The organism is Fibrobacter sp. UWB15, from assembly GCF_900177705.1.
In the GTDB taxonomy this organism is placed as follows: domain Bacteria; phylum Fibrobacterota; class Fibrobacteria; order Fibrobacterales; family Fibrobacteraceae; genus Fibrobacter.
The window spans coordinates 172,693-190,100 of the sequence record NZ_FXBA01000004.1 but is presented as its reverse complement, the minus strand read 5'-3'; the positions used below and the strand labels follow the sequence as shown (position 1 = coordinate 190,100).

At 49.8% G+C, this 17,408-nt stretch carries 9 protein-coding genes; 7 read left to right on the top strand and 2 right to left on the bottom strand.

Annotated features, from left to right (window positions below; genetic code table 11):
* The first annotated feature begins 46 nt into the window (after positions 1-46).
* From B9Y58_RS08195 to B9Y58_RS08175, 5 genes are all read left to right on the top strand, one after another.
* A complete protein-coding gene (locus B9Y58_RS08195) occupies positions 47-751 on the top strand; it encodes an AzlC family ABC transporter permease (protein ID WP_073056229.1) in 705 nt (234 codons plus the stop codon).
* A complete protein-coding gene (locus B9Y58_RS08190) occupies positions 742-1,059 on the top strand; it encodes an AzlD domain-containing protein (RefSeq protein ID WP_073056231.1) in 318 nt (105 codons plus the stop codon). Before B9Y58_RS08195 ends, B9Y58_RS08190 begins: the two co-directional genes overlap by 10 nt.
* 368 nt (positions 1,060-1,427) lie before the next feature.
* Entirely contained in the window at positions 1,428-2,225 is a 798-nt protein-coding gene (locus tag B9Y58_RS08185) for a hypothetical protein (RefSeq protein WP_073056233.1), read from the top strand.
* Positions 2,226-2,284: 59 nt separating this feature from the next.
* Positions 2,285-2,770 carry a hypothetical protein gene (locus B9Y58_RS08180; protein WP_073056311.1) on the top strand — a complete coding sequence of 162 codons (486 nt, stop codon included), beginning with the start codon at positions 2,285-2,287 and terminating at the stop codon, positions 2,768-2,770.
* A gap of 160 nt (positions 2,771-2,930) precedes the next feature.
* A complete protein-coding gene (locus tag B9Y58_RS08175) occupies positions 2,931-5,108 on the top strand; it encodes a fibro-slime domain-containing protein (RefSeq protein WP_073056235.1) in 2,178 nt (725 codons plus the stop codon).
* Between the two features lie 98 nt (positions 5,109-5,206).
* Here the strand turns inward: B9Y58_RS08175 and B9Y58_RS08170 are convergent, their stop codons facing one another.
* Together B9Y58_RS08170 and B9Y58_RS08165 are read right to left on the bottom strand one after the other, a co-directional pair.
* Positions 5,207-6,592 carry an MATE family efflux transporter gene (locus tag B9Y58_RS08170; RefSeq protein ID WP_073056237.1) on the bottom strand — a complete coding sequence of 462 codons (1,386 nt, stop codon included), beginning with the start codon at positions 6,590-6,592 and terminating at the stop codon, positions 5,207-5,209.
* Positions 6,593-6,619: 27 nt separating this feature from the next.
* Positions 6,620-7,498 carry a GGDEF domain-containing protein gene (locus tag B9Y58_RS08165; RefSeq protein WP_085534904.1) on the bottom strand — a complete coding sequence of 293 codons (879 nt, stop codon included), beginning with the start codon at positions 7,496-7,498 and terminating at the stop codon, positions 6,620-6,622.
* A gap of 317 nt (positions 7,499-7,815) precedes the next feature.
* On the opposite strand from B9Y58_RS08165, the gene B9Y58_RS08160 reads away from it, so the two are divergent.
* Entirely contained in the window at positions 7,816-12,447 is a 4,632-nt protein-coding gene (locus tag B9Y58_RS08160; protein WP_073056241.1) for a fibro-slime domain-containing protein, read from the top strand.
* A 258-nt stretch (positions 12,448-12,705) separates the two neighbouring features.
* On the top strand, positions 12,706-17,379 hold the full coding sequence (locus B9Y58_RS08155) for a fibro-slime domain-containing protein (RefSeq protein WP_158278352.1): 4,674 nt from the start codon (positions 12,706-12,708) through the stop codon (positions 17,377-17,379).
* Positions 17,380-17,408 lie beyond the last annotated feature (29 nt).

Here is a 17,408-nt window from a genome sequence, read left to right as displayed (position 1 = left end):
ATATATCTGCATAGTTTTGCTATAAAGTTTTTCTATATTTGTGCCCATGAAATTTTCGAATGGTGTAAAAGACGGACTTCCGATCGGGCTCGGCTACTTTGCCGTGTCTTTCTCGTTCGGAATTGCCGGCTCCAAGTTGATTTCTTGGCCGCTGGTCACCTTTATTTCGATGACGAATCTTACCTCGGCGGGGCAATTTGCGGGGTTGCAGATCATGTCCGATGCTGCCGGTACATTTATCGAGATGGCAATTGCCACGTTCTTTATCAATTTGCGTTATAGCCTGATGGCGATTTCCTTGTCGCAAAAGGTGGCACCCTCGTTTGGCACTTTCAAGCGCCTGATGCTTGCTACGGGAATCACCGATGAAATTTACGCCTTGGCCGTAAGCCAGAGCGAGCCTGTGACGGCGCGTTACTTTGCAGGCCTCATGGTGCTCCCGTATATCGGTTGGTCTTCGGGTACATTGTGCGGTGCCGTTTGTGGCGAAATCTTGCCCGCGGTCGTGACGAATGCCTTGGGCGTTGCTTTGTACGGAATGTTTATTGCCATCGTGGTGCCGCAAATGAAGGCGCACCGCCCGACTTTAGTTGCCGTGCTGATTGCGATAGCCTGCAGCCTTGCGTTCAAGTACGTTCCGGCACTGAGCGGTGTGACGGTCGGGTTTGCAATTATTATTTGTGCGCTCGTGGCTTCGCTTTTGGGGGCGGCATTTTTCCCGGTTAAAGACGAGGAGGAATCATGCACTTAAGAGATTACTTCTTGTTCCTGCTTGTAATGGCAGGCGTTACCTACTTGCTGCGTGCGGTACCGTTCGTACTTTTGAAGGGTAAAATCAAGAGCCGTTTTTGGCGTTCGTTCCTTTCGTATGTGCCGTACACGGTACTTGCCGCGATGACTGTGCCTGCGATTCTCTATTCGACCGACAGCAAACTTTCGGGCGCGTGTGCCCTAGTGGCAGCTGTTGTCGCCTCGCTTTTCGGCCTTGGCTTGGTGGGCGTTGCCGTGGTCGCTTGCGTGACCGTTCTTGGTGTCGACGGCATCTCGATGCTGCTTTAAGTGCATCATCGCGAGCCGCAGGCGTGACGATTCATGTGAGCCTATGTTGCCGAAAATGGGACCCCAAAAAACAGGGGTGAGCATATAAAATGGGTTTTTGACCGGATTTATATGCGTTTTTCGTACAAATTAAATTATTTTTGGGGCTGTTTTTATCACGTGCTTGATTTCTCGTGCATATAAATTTCGCTAAAAGTGTCTTTTATATGCTTTTTGACGAACAATTGATTTTAGATAAATTAAATGATGCATATAAATTCAATGGAATTCTTGGATTTATATGCCGCCCCCCCTGAAAAAGACCATGAAAATCTACCGAAAGAGCTCTTTACACGATTCAAACCGCCGCCATTAGCTAAATTTGTCTCATGCTCCCCGAACAATGGAAAAGAATCCAGGACGTCTGCGACAAGTTGTCCAAAGTTACCTACGAGAACCTGACGAAGATTATCCGTCTGGAATCCACGGGGAGTTCTACTGCCGCGCAAAAATTGGATGACAGTTTTCAGAACGATGTAGACGCCTGGATGGGCGGCGGTACCTGCTTCAGCATGACTTGGCACTTGTACCAAGTGTTTAAAGACATGGGACTGAATCCGCGCCTTGTCATGGGCCACAAGCGCAAGGAAAAGAACATTCACTGCGCCCTCATTTTGCCCGACGACGATTCTGCTTCGTTATTGCGATCCGAAGGTACTGCAATCCATTCCGAATTCCTCTTTGACCCGGGCTATTTGATTTTTGATCCGCTCCCGATTCCGCTCCCGCCCCCGTTGGGAACGGGCACAGCCTTTTTCCCGCTCGTGCCGAATACGGTAAGGCTGGACCGCCCTACAATGGACAGCATGGCCTTGTGGACGGGCGGTGCGGGAGCCCCCATGAAACTCCGCTTCGAATACCCTGTCGAGGGAGTCTCCGTCGAAGAATTCAAGCAGCACTGGAACGAAAGTTTTTACCGCGAAATGATGACTTACCCGGTGCTCAACCGCCTGGACCGCGAACGTGGCGTGCAGTACTATTACCAGAAGGGTAATCTCGTGACCCGCGATGCGAATGGTTCCCGTATCGAAAAAATCGAGGAATCGGCACGTGTCGAAACCCTGAGCCGCGTTTTTGACCTAAAACCCGAGCTCATTGAGCGTGCAATGCGCATTTTACATAAATAAATTATATATTAAAGGGCGGAATACAGGCGTTGCCCCTTGCAATGCCGAAAGGAGAAAACATGAAGAAACTTGCCCTTATGGCCCTTGTCTCGTTTTCGCTTGCCTTTATGGCCTGCGGCCCTTCCAAACTCGAAATCCAGGAAGCCTCTTCCCAGAGCGACGTGATTCTCGAAGTTCGCCAAGTTTTGAACGACTCCATTAGCTTGTTCGTGGGCAATACGTTCTATTTGAACTCCAAGCAGGTCATTTCTGATGCGATGTACCCCCTCTTGGTGAGCACACGCGACCCGGCTGAACTTGAAAAGCCGACCGCAACAGACATTCTCAACAACGACGAAGACCTGCTGAATTATCTGCGACGCAAGTCTCCGGATCTTGTGAACGTAGGCATTGTGATTGGCGAAACCGCCTACAACGAAATCGGTTTTGAAGAAGCCGATGTGGTTGCTAAGCTTACCGCTATTTTCAAGAAGGTGCAGGGAGGCTCGCTGGTGCTCTTCCACGAAAAGGGCGGTGAACTGACCGACATGAAGAAGCTTTACTAGCTGAATCCTGATATTCTTTGTGCAGTAAAAGATGTAACACACGTTACATCTTTTTGCTTTTTCAAAATCGTTTGTAAAAAAATCGCTTGCACAAAGTAAGTTTTTCTTATATATTTTGCTTGTTCATTATGGAATAATTAGGAGTAATTAGGAGGTCCGAATGAAAAGATGTTTATGTGTTATGGCTGGTGCAGCCCTTGCTTGTTCTGCGGCTTGGGCTGGTTCTACAAAACAATTCCTTGTACTGTTGCCTGGGAGTGCAGATTGGGTATCATCTGCGCCGATGATCAGTACTGATGGTGGCAAAACTGGCAAGCCGATGGTAATGGATGGTTTCATGTGCGGCTGGTATAAGTACGCCTTTGCCGAAGATGAAATTACCGATAACGTGTTAATCTACCGTGACGACGACGCAGCCCGCGAAGATATGCTCGGCATGAACGGCAACTGGGAAACGGGAGACTCGGCGGTTCCGATTCCCCTGAAAAAGATATTTGAATTGGGAAAAGACAGTGTGTTCTTTGTTGCAGACGAAAGTCAAAAGCTCAATGAGGACGGTTGGCTTTATAGCTTTGCCGAAGCGGATGTGCTTCAAGGTACTTGTTCGTACGAGATTCCGTGGATCGTCTACGATTCCGATGCAAAGTTGCACCCGGCATTCTCTTGCTACGCTCAGGGGGGTGAAGGTTGCCAGGCCGGTGCTCAAGGAGTTGACCTTGAAACGGCTCTCAAAGCGGTGAATGATTGTATCGGTGTGACTTCGGGACTTGTAGAAACGACTCTTGATCCTACAACGAAAAAGCCCAAGCTGACTACTGCCGGAAAGAAGTGCTTTATTGATGAAAAGTACTTTAACCAACTGTTCAATTACACTGAAGGCGTAAACGAAATGAGCTGCTATGACATGCCGGTTCCGCACATGGAACGTGGCGGTTGGTGGGAATTCAGCTCCGATTACTATATGCCGTTAGGAACCTCTGCTGTTGGAGGATTCTTCCCGGTAGAACAAACGGATGATGCTTCTGTGAAACTTGCAAACCCGGACCAGACTCCTCTTTCGGCGGCTCGCACCAAGCGCGATGCCGAGGGGCCGGTGTTCTATGGCCCATCGCTTAGAAAGCTCGATTCTTTGGAAGGCGTTCCTGTATTTGATTTGTTGTGCAATGGCCCGGGTTGGAGCAAGGGACATAATTGTGAGGGCATTTTTGCTGATGGTTCAACTGCTGAAGAGTTTATTCAGACCGCTCTTAATATGCCGAGCACATATCCTGATAATTGTGTGTTAGGCTGGTCTTGCCCCGACGCTGCTCCTGAAGGTTGGCCGTTCTTTAAATATGGAACCGACTCCCTTGTGAGGAAAGGGACGAATGGCTCAGAATACCGTTGGACATCCCTGGTCAAAGAAGATGGAACCGGTGGACGCAACCATCACTTCTGTTATGAAACACATGCCAAGTTTACCCACAAGCCGGGGCTTCGCTTAGCTCTTCGCGGTGGCGATGACATTTGGGCGTTCATCGACAACAAACTCGCCATTGACTTGGGCGGAGTCCACCTAGATGCTCCGGGCTATGTAGATCTCGATGCCTTTGAAGGCGCTAGCGGCAAACTTGAAGTCGGCCAGCAGTACGATGTAGATATCTTTGCTTGCGACCGCCGCACGACCATGAGCAATTTCGAAATCAGTACGAATATGTTCCTGGCTCAATTGCCTCAGTCTGCTATTACCGTAAAGGGTGCAAAAATGTCGGAACAGCCGTCTGCAACGTCTTATAGCATTTGTTACACCAAGTCGGCTAATGTCGGTACTTGCGGAATGGCTACTGAACCTGTGACTATTTGCGATTCGATTGCTCCGTCGATTATATCTTATACGTTGGTCAACGGAAGCTCTGTTAAGGATAGCGCTGTGGCTGACTTTGAAAAGGTTTCTACTCCGGGTGTGTACAAGGGTGGCATTGACCTCACGAATCTTTCGCAGCCTAAGATTGATCTTTCCAAGGTTACTACTTTGCCGGATGGCCGTTACACCTTGTTTGTGACTATTGATGGCAAGTCAAAGAAGGTAACGTCGTTCCGTATAGGCGAAGATGATAGTGCAATCAAGCCCGTGGCTTCTGCAGTTAAGTCTCTCTTTGCGGTCAGAAACGACATGCGCTCCGCACTTACTATTTCCGTGACGAATGCGGCTTTCGCTAAGTTTGCGGTTATGGATTTGCAGGGTCGCGTGGTGCGTCAGGGCGTTACCGCTGGTGCTGAAACGATTGTTCCGAACCTCAAACCTGGTTCCTACATCGTGAAGGTTGCCCGCGAAACCCGCCGCGTAAACGTGCGCTAAATGTCATCCCGGCCTTGCCAATATCCACTTGCAGCTTTGCTGCTTAGTGGATATGGTCCTCGGAACGGGGAAGCCGGGATCTCCTTTTTATGTCAGAACTATTTTAACTTTTTCAGTTCATGCCAAAGCATGGCAAGCCCGATAATAGCCGCACCCGTGTCGGCAATGGGCTGCGCCATGAACACGCCCTTCAGCTCAAAGAAGTGGGGCAGTATCAGCAAAAACGGAATCAGTAAAATCACTTGACGGCAGGCATTCAGGAACATGGCCCTGAATGCCTTTCCTGTACCCTGGAAAAAGTTCCCCGAAACCATGCCGAAGGGAATCATAAAGAAGGCGGCTGCAAAAATGCGCATGGCCCAGGCCGAAAGCTTGATGAGCTCGGGGTCGTTCGGTGCAAACGGTGCCACGAATGTTTCCGCTTGCCACATGAGGACTGCCCAGGTGACGAACATGAATCCGCCGGCGTAAATGAAGGCGAACTTGAGAGTTTCCTTGACGCGGCTATTGAGGCGTGCCCCGTAGTTGTATCCGATAATCGGCTGCGTTCCGTGAACGAATCCCAGGAGCGGCAGGATGATGATTGAAATGATGCTGTTGGTAATGCCGAATGCTGAAATCGCCATGTCGCCGCCGGAGAGTGCGCCAGTCGTCTTGACGCTGATGTTTCCGTAAGTGGTCAGGCTCCAGGCCAAAATCGCATTCATCAGGCTGTTGCAAATCTGCATCACCGAAGGCGGCAAACCCAAAATGTAAATCTTACGCACATAGGCGGCGCGCAACTTCATGTGGCGCCAGCGAATCTTGATTGGCGATGACTTCTTGACAAAGAATTGCGTAATGAGAGCTGAGGCTACCAGCTGCGATGCGATGGTCGCCCAGGCGGCGCCCTCGATACCCCAGTGGAATTTCATGATAAAGAGGTAGTCGAGAATGATGTTCGTGACAGCACCCGCGATTTCGCGGAACATGGCCGTTTTCGGATGTCCCATCGAACGGATAAAGTGGTTCATGCCCGGGGCGATTGTCTGGAAGGCGGCTCCACACAAAATGATGCGCATGTAGCTGCTGGCGACAGGCAGGGTCTGCTCGCTTGCGCCAAACAGCTTTAAGAGCGGCTCCATGAAGATTTCGCCCAGCGTGAACGCTCCAATTGCCATCAGAATCAGGAGCGAGAAGGAATTGTTCAGGATGATGCTTGCCTGGATATACTTCTTCTGACCGAGGCGGATGGCAAAAAGCGTGTTGCCGCCCACGCCTACCATCATCGACATTGCCATTATAAATAGGCAAATCGGAAAGCATAGTGTGATGCCTGCGATGCCGAGACTGCCGACGCCTTGGCCCACAAAGAAACGGTCCACTACGTTGTAGAGGGCGTTCACCAGCATGCTGATGATAGCGGGAACCGAGAACTGCAAGACCAGTTTCGGGATACTTGCAGAACCAAAGGAATTGAGGCGCTCGGAATTCAGTTTAGACATTTCGGGCGCAAATTTAGCTTTTTTATATTAAAATGCAACTTGGTTACGGCCGCTCTCTTTGGCGACGTAGAGCAGACGGTCGCATTCGGCAATCAAATCTTCGATTTTGCCGATATTTTCGCCCTGACGGCTAGCGAGCCCCAAGGAAATCGTTACCGGAATGATTGTGTCTTTCCACGAAAAACGGTGGCTTTCCACTGCCGAGCGGAGGCGTTCGGCGCTCTTTTTGGCGTCTTCGGGGCCGATGCCGCTCAAAAGCAGCACGAATTCTTCGCCGCCGTAACGGGCGAGCAGGTCGGATTCGCGCTTTTCTTCTTTGAGAATGCGGGCGATTTCTTTGAGCACCATGTCGCCACACTGGTGACCCCAGGTGTCGTTCACGCGCTTAAAGTGGTCGGCGTCGACCATGATGGCGTGAACGTAGTAGTTGTTGCGGCGGGCGAGCGCGAGTTCGCCGAGGCTCCTGTCCATAAAGGGACGGCGGTTGCTGATTTTGGTCAGCGGGTCCATGGTCGCGGCTTCGTAAAGTTCGCGGTCAAAGGCTTCTTCGCTCGCATCCTTGAAGTCGATTTTCAGAACCATCTTGCCGATTTGCAGGCGGTTGTGATCCTCGAGTTTGCTTTCTGTAATCGGGGTGCCATCGACAAAGGTGCCGTTGGTGCTGCCCAGGTCCTTGACGGTCACGTCGATGCCGTCGAAGGTGACGGCACAGTGCCTGCGGCTTACCAGTTCGTCGTCCATGCGGATGTCGGCGTCTTGGCTACGACCTAGAACCACCGTTCCCTTTTCAAGCGGAATCTGCTTGAATTGGTTTTGCGGGTACAAAACGATCAGGTGCGGTCGCATGGGGGCGACTGGCAACTTGATGGTGTTTCCGCTGGCGATTGTTCGGTCCATGTCTTGCATAAGCACTCCGTGTTGCCCAGAAATGTAGTAAAATAAGTGGACTGTAGACCGCAGGTGGGAATAGGTTGTTTGTGGACTGTCCAAATGGGGGGAAATGCCATCCTTGCGGCAAACTTTTGTTTACAGATTTGCTTGGAGTTGCCGAATTTTTTTCAAATTCGCCAATTTTACGTGATTATATATACGGCTTTTTGATTGTGTAAAGAAAAATACAGAAAAAAATGTCCGTTTTTTAACAGAAAAGGATATTTTTACGGGTGGATATTGGCGTCCCAAAAAGACCGGTCTTTTTGGTATGCCAGTTGGAAGGAAGTCATATGAAGAGAAAAGCAAAGATTTCTTGGTGGAAATTGGTCGTGTTTGGTTGTGTGCTTTGTGCTGGTGTGCAAAGCGCAGTTGCTGCTTGTGCAGGTACATTGCACTTTAAGAAACCTGATGATTGGCCAAATAATTTTTACGTCGCCATGAACAATGTCGACGCTCTTGTTACAAGATCTTATTATAATGCTGCTACAGGGTATTATGAGTATGATCTTGCCGATGCTGGTGGCGATAATGTTGAAACTGCTTTCGCCCTTGAATCGAGTAAGGCTGCGGGAATGAAATATATTCTTTCCAATGTTTGGAACGCTATTCCTGCTAATGCTGGCGATGCAAACTTCCCGAAAAACAATCGTGACATTAAGTGTCCTGGTGCTGGGAAAGACGTTTATGTGCTAGAAAATCCGAAAAAGGCGAATACGACTTTGGTGATGAACACCGCTCCCGATATCAGATATTTCTATGTCTTGGTTCCCGATGATGAAGCTTGGAAGTCCACCGTTCCGATGTGGTCGGGAGATGGAACCTTTGCAAGTGCTCAACCGTTGAAGGTGGATCCCAATATGTGCGGTTGGTACTATGCGGTTTGGATGGACGAAACTCTGCCGTCAGAGTTTATCATTTTCAAGGATGACGACGAACTTTTGGAAGACGCCATTGGTGTTGAAGGCTGGCAGGCCGAAAATTTAGTGCCGTTCCCGATGGATGTGTTCTATGACTCGTATACGTCTAAGACGCTTTACTTTATTGCCGATCCTGAAAAAGTAGAAGAGTTGATGTTGGAAAAGTCCATTACGGAAGTGGATCCGCATGTAGATGGTAACTGCACTTACGAATTGGCTGCCTTCCTTTACGATACCGATGCCAGCATGCATGGCGCCTTTACGTGCGATGCTTATCCGCGTGTGGGTTCGAACGGATGCTATTCGCCAACGGCGAAGTATAACTATCCGGGAGCTGGCGCCGACAATAGCGTGCCCTGTATCGGTGTGACCACGGGTATCGTGAATAGCGTTTTGGACCCGACGACGAAAAAACCGACTTACAATGCGTCTAGCGGTTGCTTTGTTTCTGCAGAAGCTTTCAATGTTATGTTTGAGGAAACCGCCGGTGTTAACGTGAAGCATTGCCGCGACGTTCAGTTTAAGCAGACTAAAGATGGCATGTGGGAATATGACAGTTATAACGAACCTGCGGGTGCGTTTACTCCGTTGAACGACCTGGCGACCGATCCGACCTGCACGGGCTATTGCAAGCAGGCGGCTACTCCTAGACCCGGCAAGGGCAATGTGCGCTATGGTGTGGGTGAACAGGGTAAAACGCAGGCTCAGAATAATATTTCTGTTAAGGCTAGACAGCTGTTCCCTGGCGTGACGGACTGGTCGGCCATTGACCCGAATACGGGATTCCCCTATATTGACTTGTATCCGGTTTCTGATGGAGAATTTGCAAGTGGTACGGAACCCAACGTTTATGATAATAGCACTTGGGATTTGCGTATTGAGAACGATAACAACCAGATGTTCTGCTTTGAATCTCATGCCAACTTCACCTTCCGCGCTGGCATGCAGTTCATGTTCCGTGGTGACGATGACATTTGGGTGTTTATCGACAACAAGCTTGCTGTGGACCTTGGTGGTACCCATTTGGCTGCTCCGGGATACGTAAAGCTGGATACGTTAAAGGGGGCTTCCGGTAATTTGCTTACTCCTGGCGAAACCTACGATATCGACATCTTCTTCTGCGACCGTCGTACCGACATGAGTAACGTGCGTATCAAGACGAACATGTACATCCAGCAGAAAACCGCTATTTCGGCTAAGGGCAAAAGGAGTGCGACTAATCCTGCAGAAACTGACTACACCTTGTGCTTTACCAGGACTGGTGATGGTTCCTGCGCAGCAGCAGCAGGTATTGGTGAAAACAAGACCTTCTGCGGTGATGAACTTGCTGCAGAAATCAATGCGGGTCACTTGACGGCTTCTTATACTCTTGTGAGCGGCAAGAAGTTCGGCGTAAATACGGTCACTGGCTTTGAAGGCGTTACCCAGCCGGGTGTTTACAAGTGCGGTATTGACCTGACCGATTTTGCTTATCCCAAGGTTGACAAGCAAAAGACTTGTTTGCCGGGTGGCTATTATACCTTGTTTGTGACGATTGAAGGCAAGACTCAAAAGATCATGAGCTTCAAGACCTCGGGCGAAGTGGATGTGATTTACAAGAACGGTAATGCTATCTCTGTTGATGATGAAACGGGTGATGTTACTCCAAGAGGTTCTTATGTGTTACAGGAATCTGCTATGGGTGGCGAAATGGTTCCGATTTATGTTTCAAACGTAGCTCCGCCGGATGAAGGTTCTGCTTCGGACGAACTGCAAATCTTCCCGGATGATGCTGCCCAAATGAAGTACACGCTTAATCATGATCCGTTACTGCAGGTGTTTGAAAAGACGATTGACCCTGCTACAGGTGGCGAGGCATATAAGCCTGTTCGTTTGGGTACGCAGCGTGAAATTGGCGATTCGGGTGTAGATACCCTTTATGTGACTGTGCCCATGGAAGACCTGAAACTGCCAATTACGCCGTTCAAGGTGACTGTGCAGGGTAGAGATAATGGCCCGACCATTTACTTCTACTTGCCGCAGATTACCTTTATCGAAGCCATTCCGGAACCGGGTGAAACGCCCAAGTCTGTCAGCGGACAGTCGCCTAAGGCAGACGGCTCTTATGACGAATACTGGGTCGGTTCTATCTATGATATGTATTTAGCCATTGTGCGTCCGAATCCCGATGGTTCTTATAGCCCGTGTATCGAAGAATGTAACGGATTTGATATTCACGCGGGAGTGGGTGATGGCAAGACTTCTCCGAACATTATCATTACGAATCCGTTGGAGCCCGGTAGCGACCCCTACTTTATGAACGGGTATGCCACGATTTCTATTACTGCGCTTACGGAATATCGTTGGGACTTGGATCCGGCATACAACAAACCTGCAAAGATTGTGGCCGAACACAATGACTATGTATTTGCCGATTACTATCCGATGTACTTCCGCAACCCGCCGGTACCGTTCCCGAGATTTGCGGATATATTCGATACCAAGGGTGCTTTGCCGACATTGGAATTCAAAATGCCGGAAACCTACTTTAGCATGAACAAGGAATACCTGGACGGTATTGGTGACTCTGTTGCTATTTACTATGACCGTCGTATTCACAGGGACTCCTTGCCCACGCGCATTTGCGTGATGTGGGACTCTACCGTGGCAACGGAACATAATCCCTATGCCGATGGTTATTCCAATGACGTAAATGACAACTCGATTTTCTGTAATGACTTGGTGTCGGTCAATTTGAACAATATTGACTGCTCTATGGCTCGTGAAGATTCCGCCTACTGCTCCAACGTGATTACGATTGGTGGTCTCAAACTTTCGGAATCGGTCAAGACAGCAGGTGCGGGTAGGGTCTATTCTTACGCTGAATTCGAAGACAAGGGTAAGAAGATGAAGAGAGGCTATAAGGGTTCCGTGATTGACCGTATCGCTCCGGTTCCGCTGCGTGCCGAAGTGCGTACCCTTAAGAACGGTGATCAGCTAACCGACTACGACAGCCTTGTGATTGTTATGTCTGAACCGGTTAAGCTTGTGACCACTTCGAACAAAAAAACTGCTTTGGACTTCTACTTGAATTCGGCTATCGAATTAACGGATGAAAGCCGTTTTGTGTCTGCTTTGAGTGGCTCTGCAGTGGTCACTGCCCAGAACGATCCGGCTTTGGGCTCCGAAGAAAAGACCGGTTATGGCCGTATTAAGTATATGTACCAGCGTGGAAGCGTGTCTCCGCACGTGGGCGACTATGTGCGCCTTGGCGGTAACCTGACCACGGTGTTCTGGTCTGATACGACTAACATTGCTGCTGGTATTGGTGCCGACACGCTTCGTGCCGTTGCCGATGCTAGCTACTACTGGAACTCTCCGACGGCATACAACGAAACGACGCGCGTGCCGTCTCCGTGGGTGGCTGTCACGGGTGATGCCGAAATCGCTGTGAACGAAAACAAGTTTGCGTCTACATCGAATGCCCCTGCTGGCGAAAAAGTTCCGCCTGTAACGGTGCATGGCTACCGCACCACCATGACCAAGGCTGAAATCTTGGCTGAAGAAGGCGGCAAGCCGGGTCACATTGTCAAGGCTGACATGTACGCCTTGTACAACGGGCTTTCCGATGAAGAACGTGCTGCTGTCACTCCGCAGGATATCTACTTCTACTACGAAGTGCAGTACTTCACCAACCTGGGTAACTTTGTTGCTCACAAGGCTCATAAGATTTACTGCGACGACAAGAAGAATACCGAAATTGATCCGATAACGGGTAAGCAGATCCAGTACTTCAATGGCGGTACTTGTATCGATGCCGGTATGGACCGCAACTTCTTTATCGGTTGGAACATGCGTGCGGACAATGGCCGCGAAGTGGGCACCGGTGCTTACATCGTGAAGCTTAAGTCGTATGTAAAACTCGGTTCTTCTGGTAAGGAAGCTAAGCAAGAAAGTACGTCGGTCTGGGGTGTTAGACGTTCCCCGAAACCGAGCACGGAATACTTGAAAGCGGCGACCAAGTAAGTCTGAGTTAAAGTTTCAAAAAGCCTAGTGTTGAAAAGGAATTTTTACACTGGGCTTTTTTTCTTGTGACGAAACTCACTTTGTTTCGTTTTGATAACTTTCTGTACACAAAAGTCACGTTTTTTTCACAAAAAAACGAGAAAAATCATTTGGCTTTTTGGTCAAAAAAGGGTAAATTTGAGGGCGGTCTATTGCATTTCAAAAAGGCCGTCTTTTTGTTATGCGCTGTTTGAAGTAAAAACATCGATGGAAACTAAAATGATGAAAACAACAACGAACCTCCTATGCAAGTGGGCTTTGGGTGTCTGTCTGCTTTTCGCAGGAGTGCAGAACGCCTTTGCTTTAAAGTGCGAAGGTAAAATCTATGTACAGCTCCCGGATTCTTGGACAACACCGTACATCATGGTTGACGGTACCAAGACCGAGCTATCGGCTGATTTGAAAGAAAACGGCTGGTATGTGCTGGATGCCTTGACCTATGGTGGCCAGTATGCTGAAAAGTTCTGGTTTATGAAGGCTGACTGGAATGACCCCGGTATTACGAGAGTCGATTATAACATCGGTGGCGGCCAGGACGGCTGGCAGCAGACCGACCCGTTCACCTGTGCCGATATGACCTCGGGTGTCATTTATATTTATGAAAATCCCGCAGAAGCCAACAAGACTTCTTTCGGACCGAACCCCCCGGATGCCAAGTATTTCTTTGTCATGATTCCGCCTGACATGGAAGAATGGATGTCTTCTGTGCCCATGATCAGTATGGATGGTGGCCAGACCGGTAAGCCCATGACGGCTGTGGAAGACCTTTGCGGCTGGTACTCTTATGTGTTCTTTGGTGAAGAAATCACCGACGACGTGGTCCTTTACCGCGACGATGATTTGTTGCGTGAAGACATGCTTGGCTTGAACGGTAACTGGGAAGTGGCTGCAACTGCAACGCCTATTCCTCTGGGCCAGATTCTTGAAAATACGGACTCCCTCTTCTTTGTTCCGGACGAAGAACAGAAGGGTGAAAGCCCGAACGGCTATTTCTACCATGCTGCCGATGTGGAAGGTATCGAAGGGACCTGCTCTTACACCATGGCTGCTATTATTTATGATACTGATGCCGATTTGCACCCGGCTTTCTCTTGCTATTCTGCCGGTGGCGAAGGATGCCAGAGGGGCGCCCAAGGAGTTTCTCAGACGGAAGCCGTTGATGCTGTGAATGCTTGCCTTGGCGTTCATCATGGCCTTGTGGAAGATACTCTTAATGCAAGCTTGCCGCAGGCTATGAAAAAGCCGAAATTGAGTGCTTTGGGTAAGACGTGCTTCATTAATGACAAGTTCTTCAACCAGATGTTCAACTATTCCGAAGGCGTAAACGAGAAGAGCTGCTATGACATGCCCTTCAAGCGTTCTAATGACGGTAAGTGGGAATTCGACTCTGACTTCTACCACAGCCCGGGTGCCAATGGTCCCGGTGGTTTCTATCCGGCAGAACAAAATACTAATGAAATCATTTTGGCTGCAGACCCGACCCAGAAGCCGCTTAAAGAAGCTCGTACCAAGCGTGCTGCAGAAGGCCCGGTGTTCTACGGCCCGGCCTTCCGCGAAATCGACGCGGCGACCGGCATGCCGAAGATTGACATTCTTTGTAACGGCCCCGGTTGGGACGGTGGTGAAGATTGCGAAGGCAAGTTCAATACTGGCAATGAAGAAGAAATGGCTTTTGCCGTGAAGTTCGTTGGCGGTATGAATGGTACCTGCGTGATGGGTTGGTCTTGCTCTAATAGCGCACCGACCGGTTGGCACTTCTTCAAGGAAGGAACTGATACTGAAATTGATCAGTCTACTCCGGGTGCATCTTACCGCTGGTCTGCTGAACGTAACCAGCATTACTGCTTTGAATCTCATGCCAAGTTCACTCACAAGCCGGGCCTGAAGTTCAACTTCCGTGGCGACGATGACATTTGGGTGTTCATTGACAACAAACTTGCCGTGGACCTTGGCGGTACCCACTTGGCCGCTCCGGGTTACGTTGACTTGGATAAGTTCAAGGGGCGCAGTGGCGAACTCGTTGTCGGTAACCAGTACGATATCGATATCTTCTTCTGCGACCGCCGTACTACGATGAGTAACGTGCGTATCAAGACGAACATGTACATCCAGCAGAAGACTGCTATCGATGTGAAGGGAGCCAAGAACAAGGACAATCCGGCTGAAACGTCTTACGATATTTGCTACACCAAGACGGGTGACGGCTCTTGCGCCTCTGCAATGACCGGTGCCGAAAAGGAAGAAAAGTACTGCGGTGAAGAAATCAAGAATGCAAACTTGCCCATTTCCTTTACCTTGGTCCAGGGTAACACCATTAGCTCTCCGGCTGTGCCTGGCTTTGAAAACGTCTCTACTCCGGATGTGTACAAGTGCGGTATTGACTTGACTTCTCTGACTTCTCCGAAGGTGGACAAGTCCAAGGTTTGCCTTGGCGGTGGCCGCTACACCTTGTTTATCAACATTGATGGCAAGACCAAGAAGGTGGCAACCTTCCGTATGAGTGGTGAAGTGGACGTGGTTTATGCTAATGGCGTTGCCAAGGATACCAACGGTGTTGATATTCCGGGTGGCAAGTATGTCTTGCAGACCACCGCTATGGCTGGCGATATGGTTCCGGTCTATGTTTCTTCTGTGGCTGCCGGCGAAGGTGCCACCAAGGATGTGGAAATTTATCCGGAAGATGCAAAGGGTGTTGAATACACGCTTTCTCACGACAATGCCTTGCTTGTCTACAAGAGAACCGTGGATCCGCTCCTGGGAACGGAAACCTATACAAGAATTAGAGAAACGGACAAACTCCAGATCGGTGAAAGCGGTATCGATACCGTATACGTGACTGTTCCGATGGATGACATGACTGCTGCCATCAAGGAATTCAAGGTCAGCGTAACTGGTCGTGAAAAGGCAATGTCCATTAACTTCTACCTGCCGCAGATCACCTTTATCGAAAAGATTCCTGAAGCTGGCGAAAACGCCAAGTCTGTCAGTGGTATGACGGCTCAGGCTGACGGCTCTTATGAAGAATACTGGTCTGGTTCTATTTACGACTTCTACCTTGCTGTTCTGAAACCCAATGCCGATGGCAGCTACAGCCCCTGCTTGGAAGACTGCAACGGCCTTAAGGTTCATAGCAGTGCCACTTTGACCTCTGAAGGTATTGACTTTGTTCCTGCAGAAGTCGAATTCGAAAATGGTTACGCTACGGTATCTGTTCGTTCCCTGAAGGTTTACCGCTGGGATAAGGATCCGGGTGTGAACAACCCGGCAAAGATCGTTGCTGAATACAATGACTTTGTTCAGGCTGAATTTAGCCCGATTTACTTCCGTGAACCGCCGGTACCTATTCCGGTTTTGGCTGACGTGTTCGACGTGCGTGGCGCTACGCCTTCTCTGGAACACAAGATTCCTGAACCTTACTTCAGCATGAGCCAGGAATACCTGGATGGTATTGGCGACTCTATCGCCATTTACTACGACCGTCGTCTCCATCAGGACTCCTTGCCGACCAAGATTTGCGTGATGTGGGATTCTGCCTCTGCCGAAGAGCACAACCCGGTTGAAGAAGGCTACTCCAACATTCCGAAGGATGTCTCGATTACTTGTAACGCCTTGCTGAACGTGGACAAGAGCAATATCGACTGCTCTAACTTGACTGAATACAATGGCGTGGGCGGTTACTGCACCAACTTGATCACGATTGGCAACCTCGAACTTTCCAAGAGTGTCAAGACGGCTGGTGTGGGTAAGGTTCATTCTTACGCCATATTCCAGGACAAGGGCCGCGACGTGAAGCAGGGCTTCTCTGGCGCCTTGACCGACCGTATTGCTCCGGTGCCGCTGCGTGCCGAAGTGCGTACTCTTAAGAACGGTGACGACCTGACTGATTACGATAGCCTCGTGGTGATCATGTCTGAACCGGTCAAGCTCGTGACGACTTCTAACAAGAGAAGTTCTCTGGACTTCTACCTGAATTCTGCAGTTGACTTGGCTGAAAATGCCCGCTATGCCTCTGCCTTGAGCAACACCTCTGCTGTGGTGACCGCTCAGAGCGATCCGGCTTTGGGCTCTGCCAATGGCGAAGGCCGTATCAAGTTCATGTACATGCGCGGTAGCGTGTCTCCGCACGTGGGTGACTATGTGCGTCTGGCTGGCGACCTTGCAAACATCATCTGGTCTGACGATGTGGATCTGACCATTGGTGGTGCTGATTCTATCCGTTCTACGGCAGATGCAGGCTATGTCTGGAACTCTCCGACGGGTTACAAGGAAACCAAGCGCTTGCCGTCTATCTGGATTCCGGTGACGGGTGACGCTAACAAGGCTGTGCACGAAAACAAGTTTGCCTCTACGGCTAACGCTCCGGCTGGCGATAACGTTCCTGCCGTATCGGTGACCAGTTACCGTACCACGATGACCAAGAACGAAGTCTTCACTGCTGAAGGCGGTAAGCCGGGTCACTTCGTCGAAGCTGACATGTACGCTCTGTACAACGGCCTCCCTGACGAAGATAAGGCTAAGGTCACTGCCGACGACATCTTCTTCTACTACGAAGTGCAGTACTTCACTAACTTGGGCAACTTCGTTGCCGGCAAGAAGCAGAAGATTTACTGCGACGACAAGAAGAACACGGCTGTTGGCCCCGATGGCAAGCCGATCCAGTACTTCAATGGCGGTACCTGTATTGATGCCGGTAACGACCGCAACTACTTCATCGGTTGGAACATGCGTTCTGACAAGGGCCGCGTGGTGGGCACTGGTGCCTACATCGTGAAGCTCAATTCTTACGTGAAGCTCGGTTCTGCCGGTAAGGACGCAAAGCAGGAATCGACATCTGTATGGGGCATCAAGCGTTCGCCGAAGCCTGTAACAGATTACCTGAATGCAGGAAAGTAAACCCTGACATAATGAACTTGAAAAGCTCC

Coding starts and splice junctions, on each gene's coding strand:
- B9Y58_RS08195 (WP_073056229.1), top strand. CDS start 47: ATGAAATTTTCGAATGGTGTAAAAGACGGACTTCCGATCGGGCTCGGC.
- B9Y58_RS08190 (WP_073056231.1), top strand. CDS start 742: ATGCACTTAAGAGATTACTTCTTGTTCCTGCTTGTAATGGCAGGCGTT.
- B9Y58_RS08185 (WP_073056233.1), top strand. CDS start 1,428: ATGCTCCCCGAACAATGGAAAAGAATCCAGGACGTCTGCGACAAGTTG.
- B9Y58_RS08180 (WP_073056311.1), top strand. CDS start 2,285: ATGAAGAAACTTGCCCTTATGGCCCTTGTCTCGTTTTCGCTTGCCTTT.
- B9Y58_RS08175 (WP_073056235.1), top strand. CDS start 2,931: ATGAAAAGATGTTTATGTGTTATGGCTGGTGCAGCCCTTGCTTGTTCT.
- B9Y58_RS08170 (WP_073056237.1), bottom strand. CDS start 6,592: ATGTCTAAACTGAATTCCGAGCGCCTCAATTCCTTTGGTTCTGCAAGT.
- B9Y58_RS08165 (WP_085534904.1), bottom strand. CDS start 7,498: ATGCAAGACATGGACCGAACAATCGCCAGCGGAAACACCATCAAGTTG.
- B9Y58_RS08160 (WP_073056241.1), top strand. CDS start 7,816: ATGAAGAGAAAAGCAAAGATTTCTTGGTGGAAATTGGTCGTGTTTGGT.
- B9Y58_RS08155 (WP_158278352.1), top strand. CDS start 12,706: ATGATGAAAACAACAACGAACCTCCTATGCAAGTGGGCTTTGGGTGTC.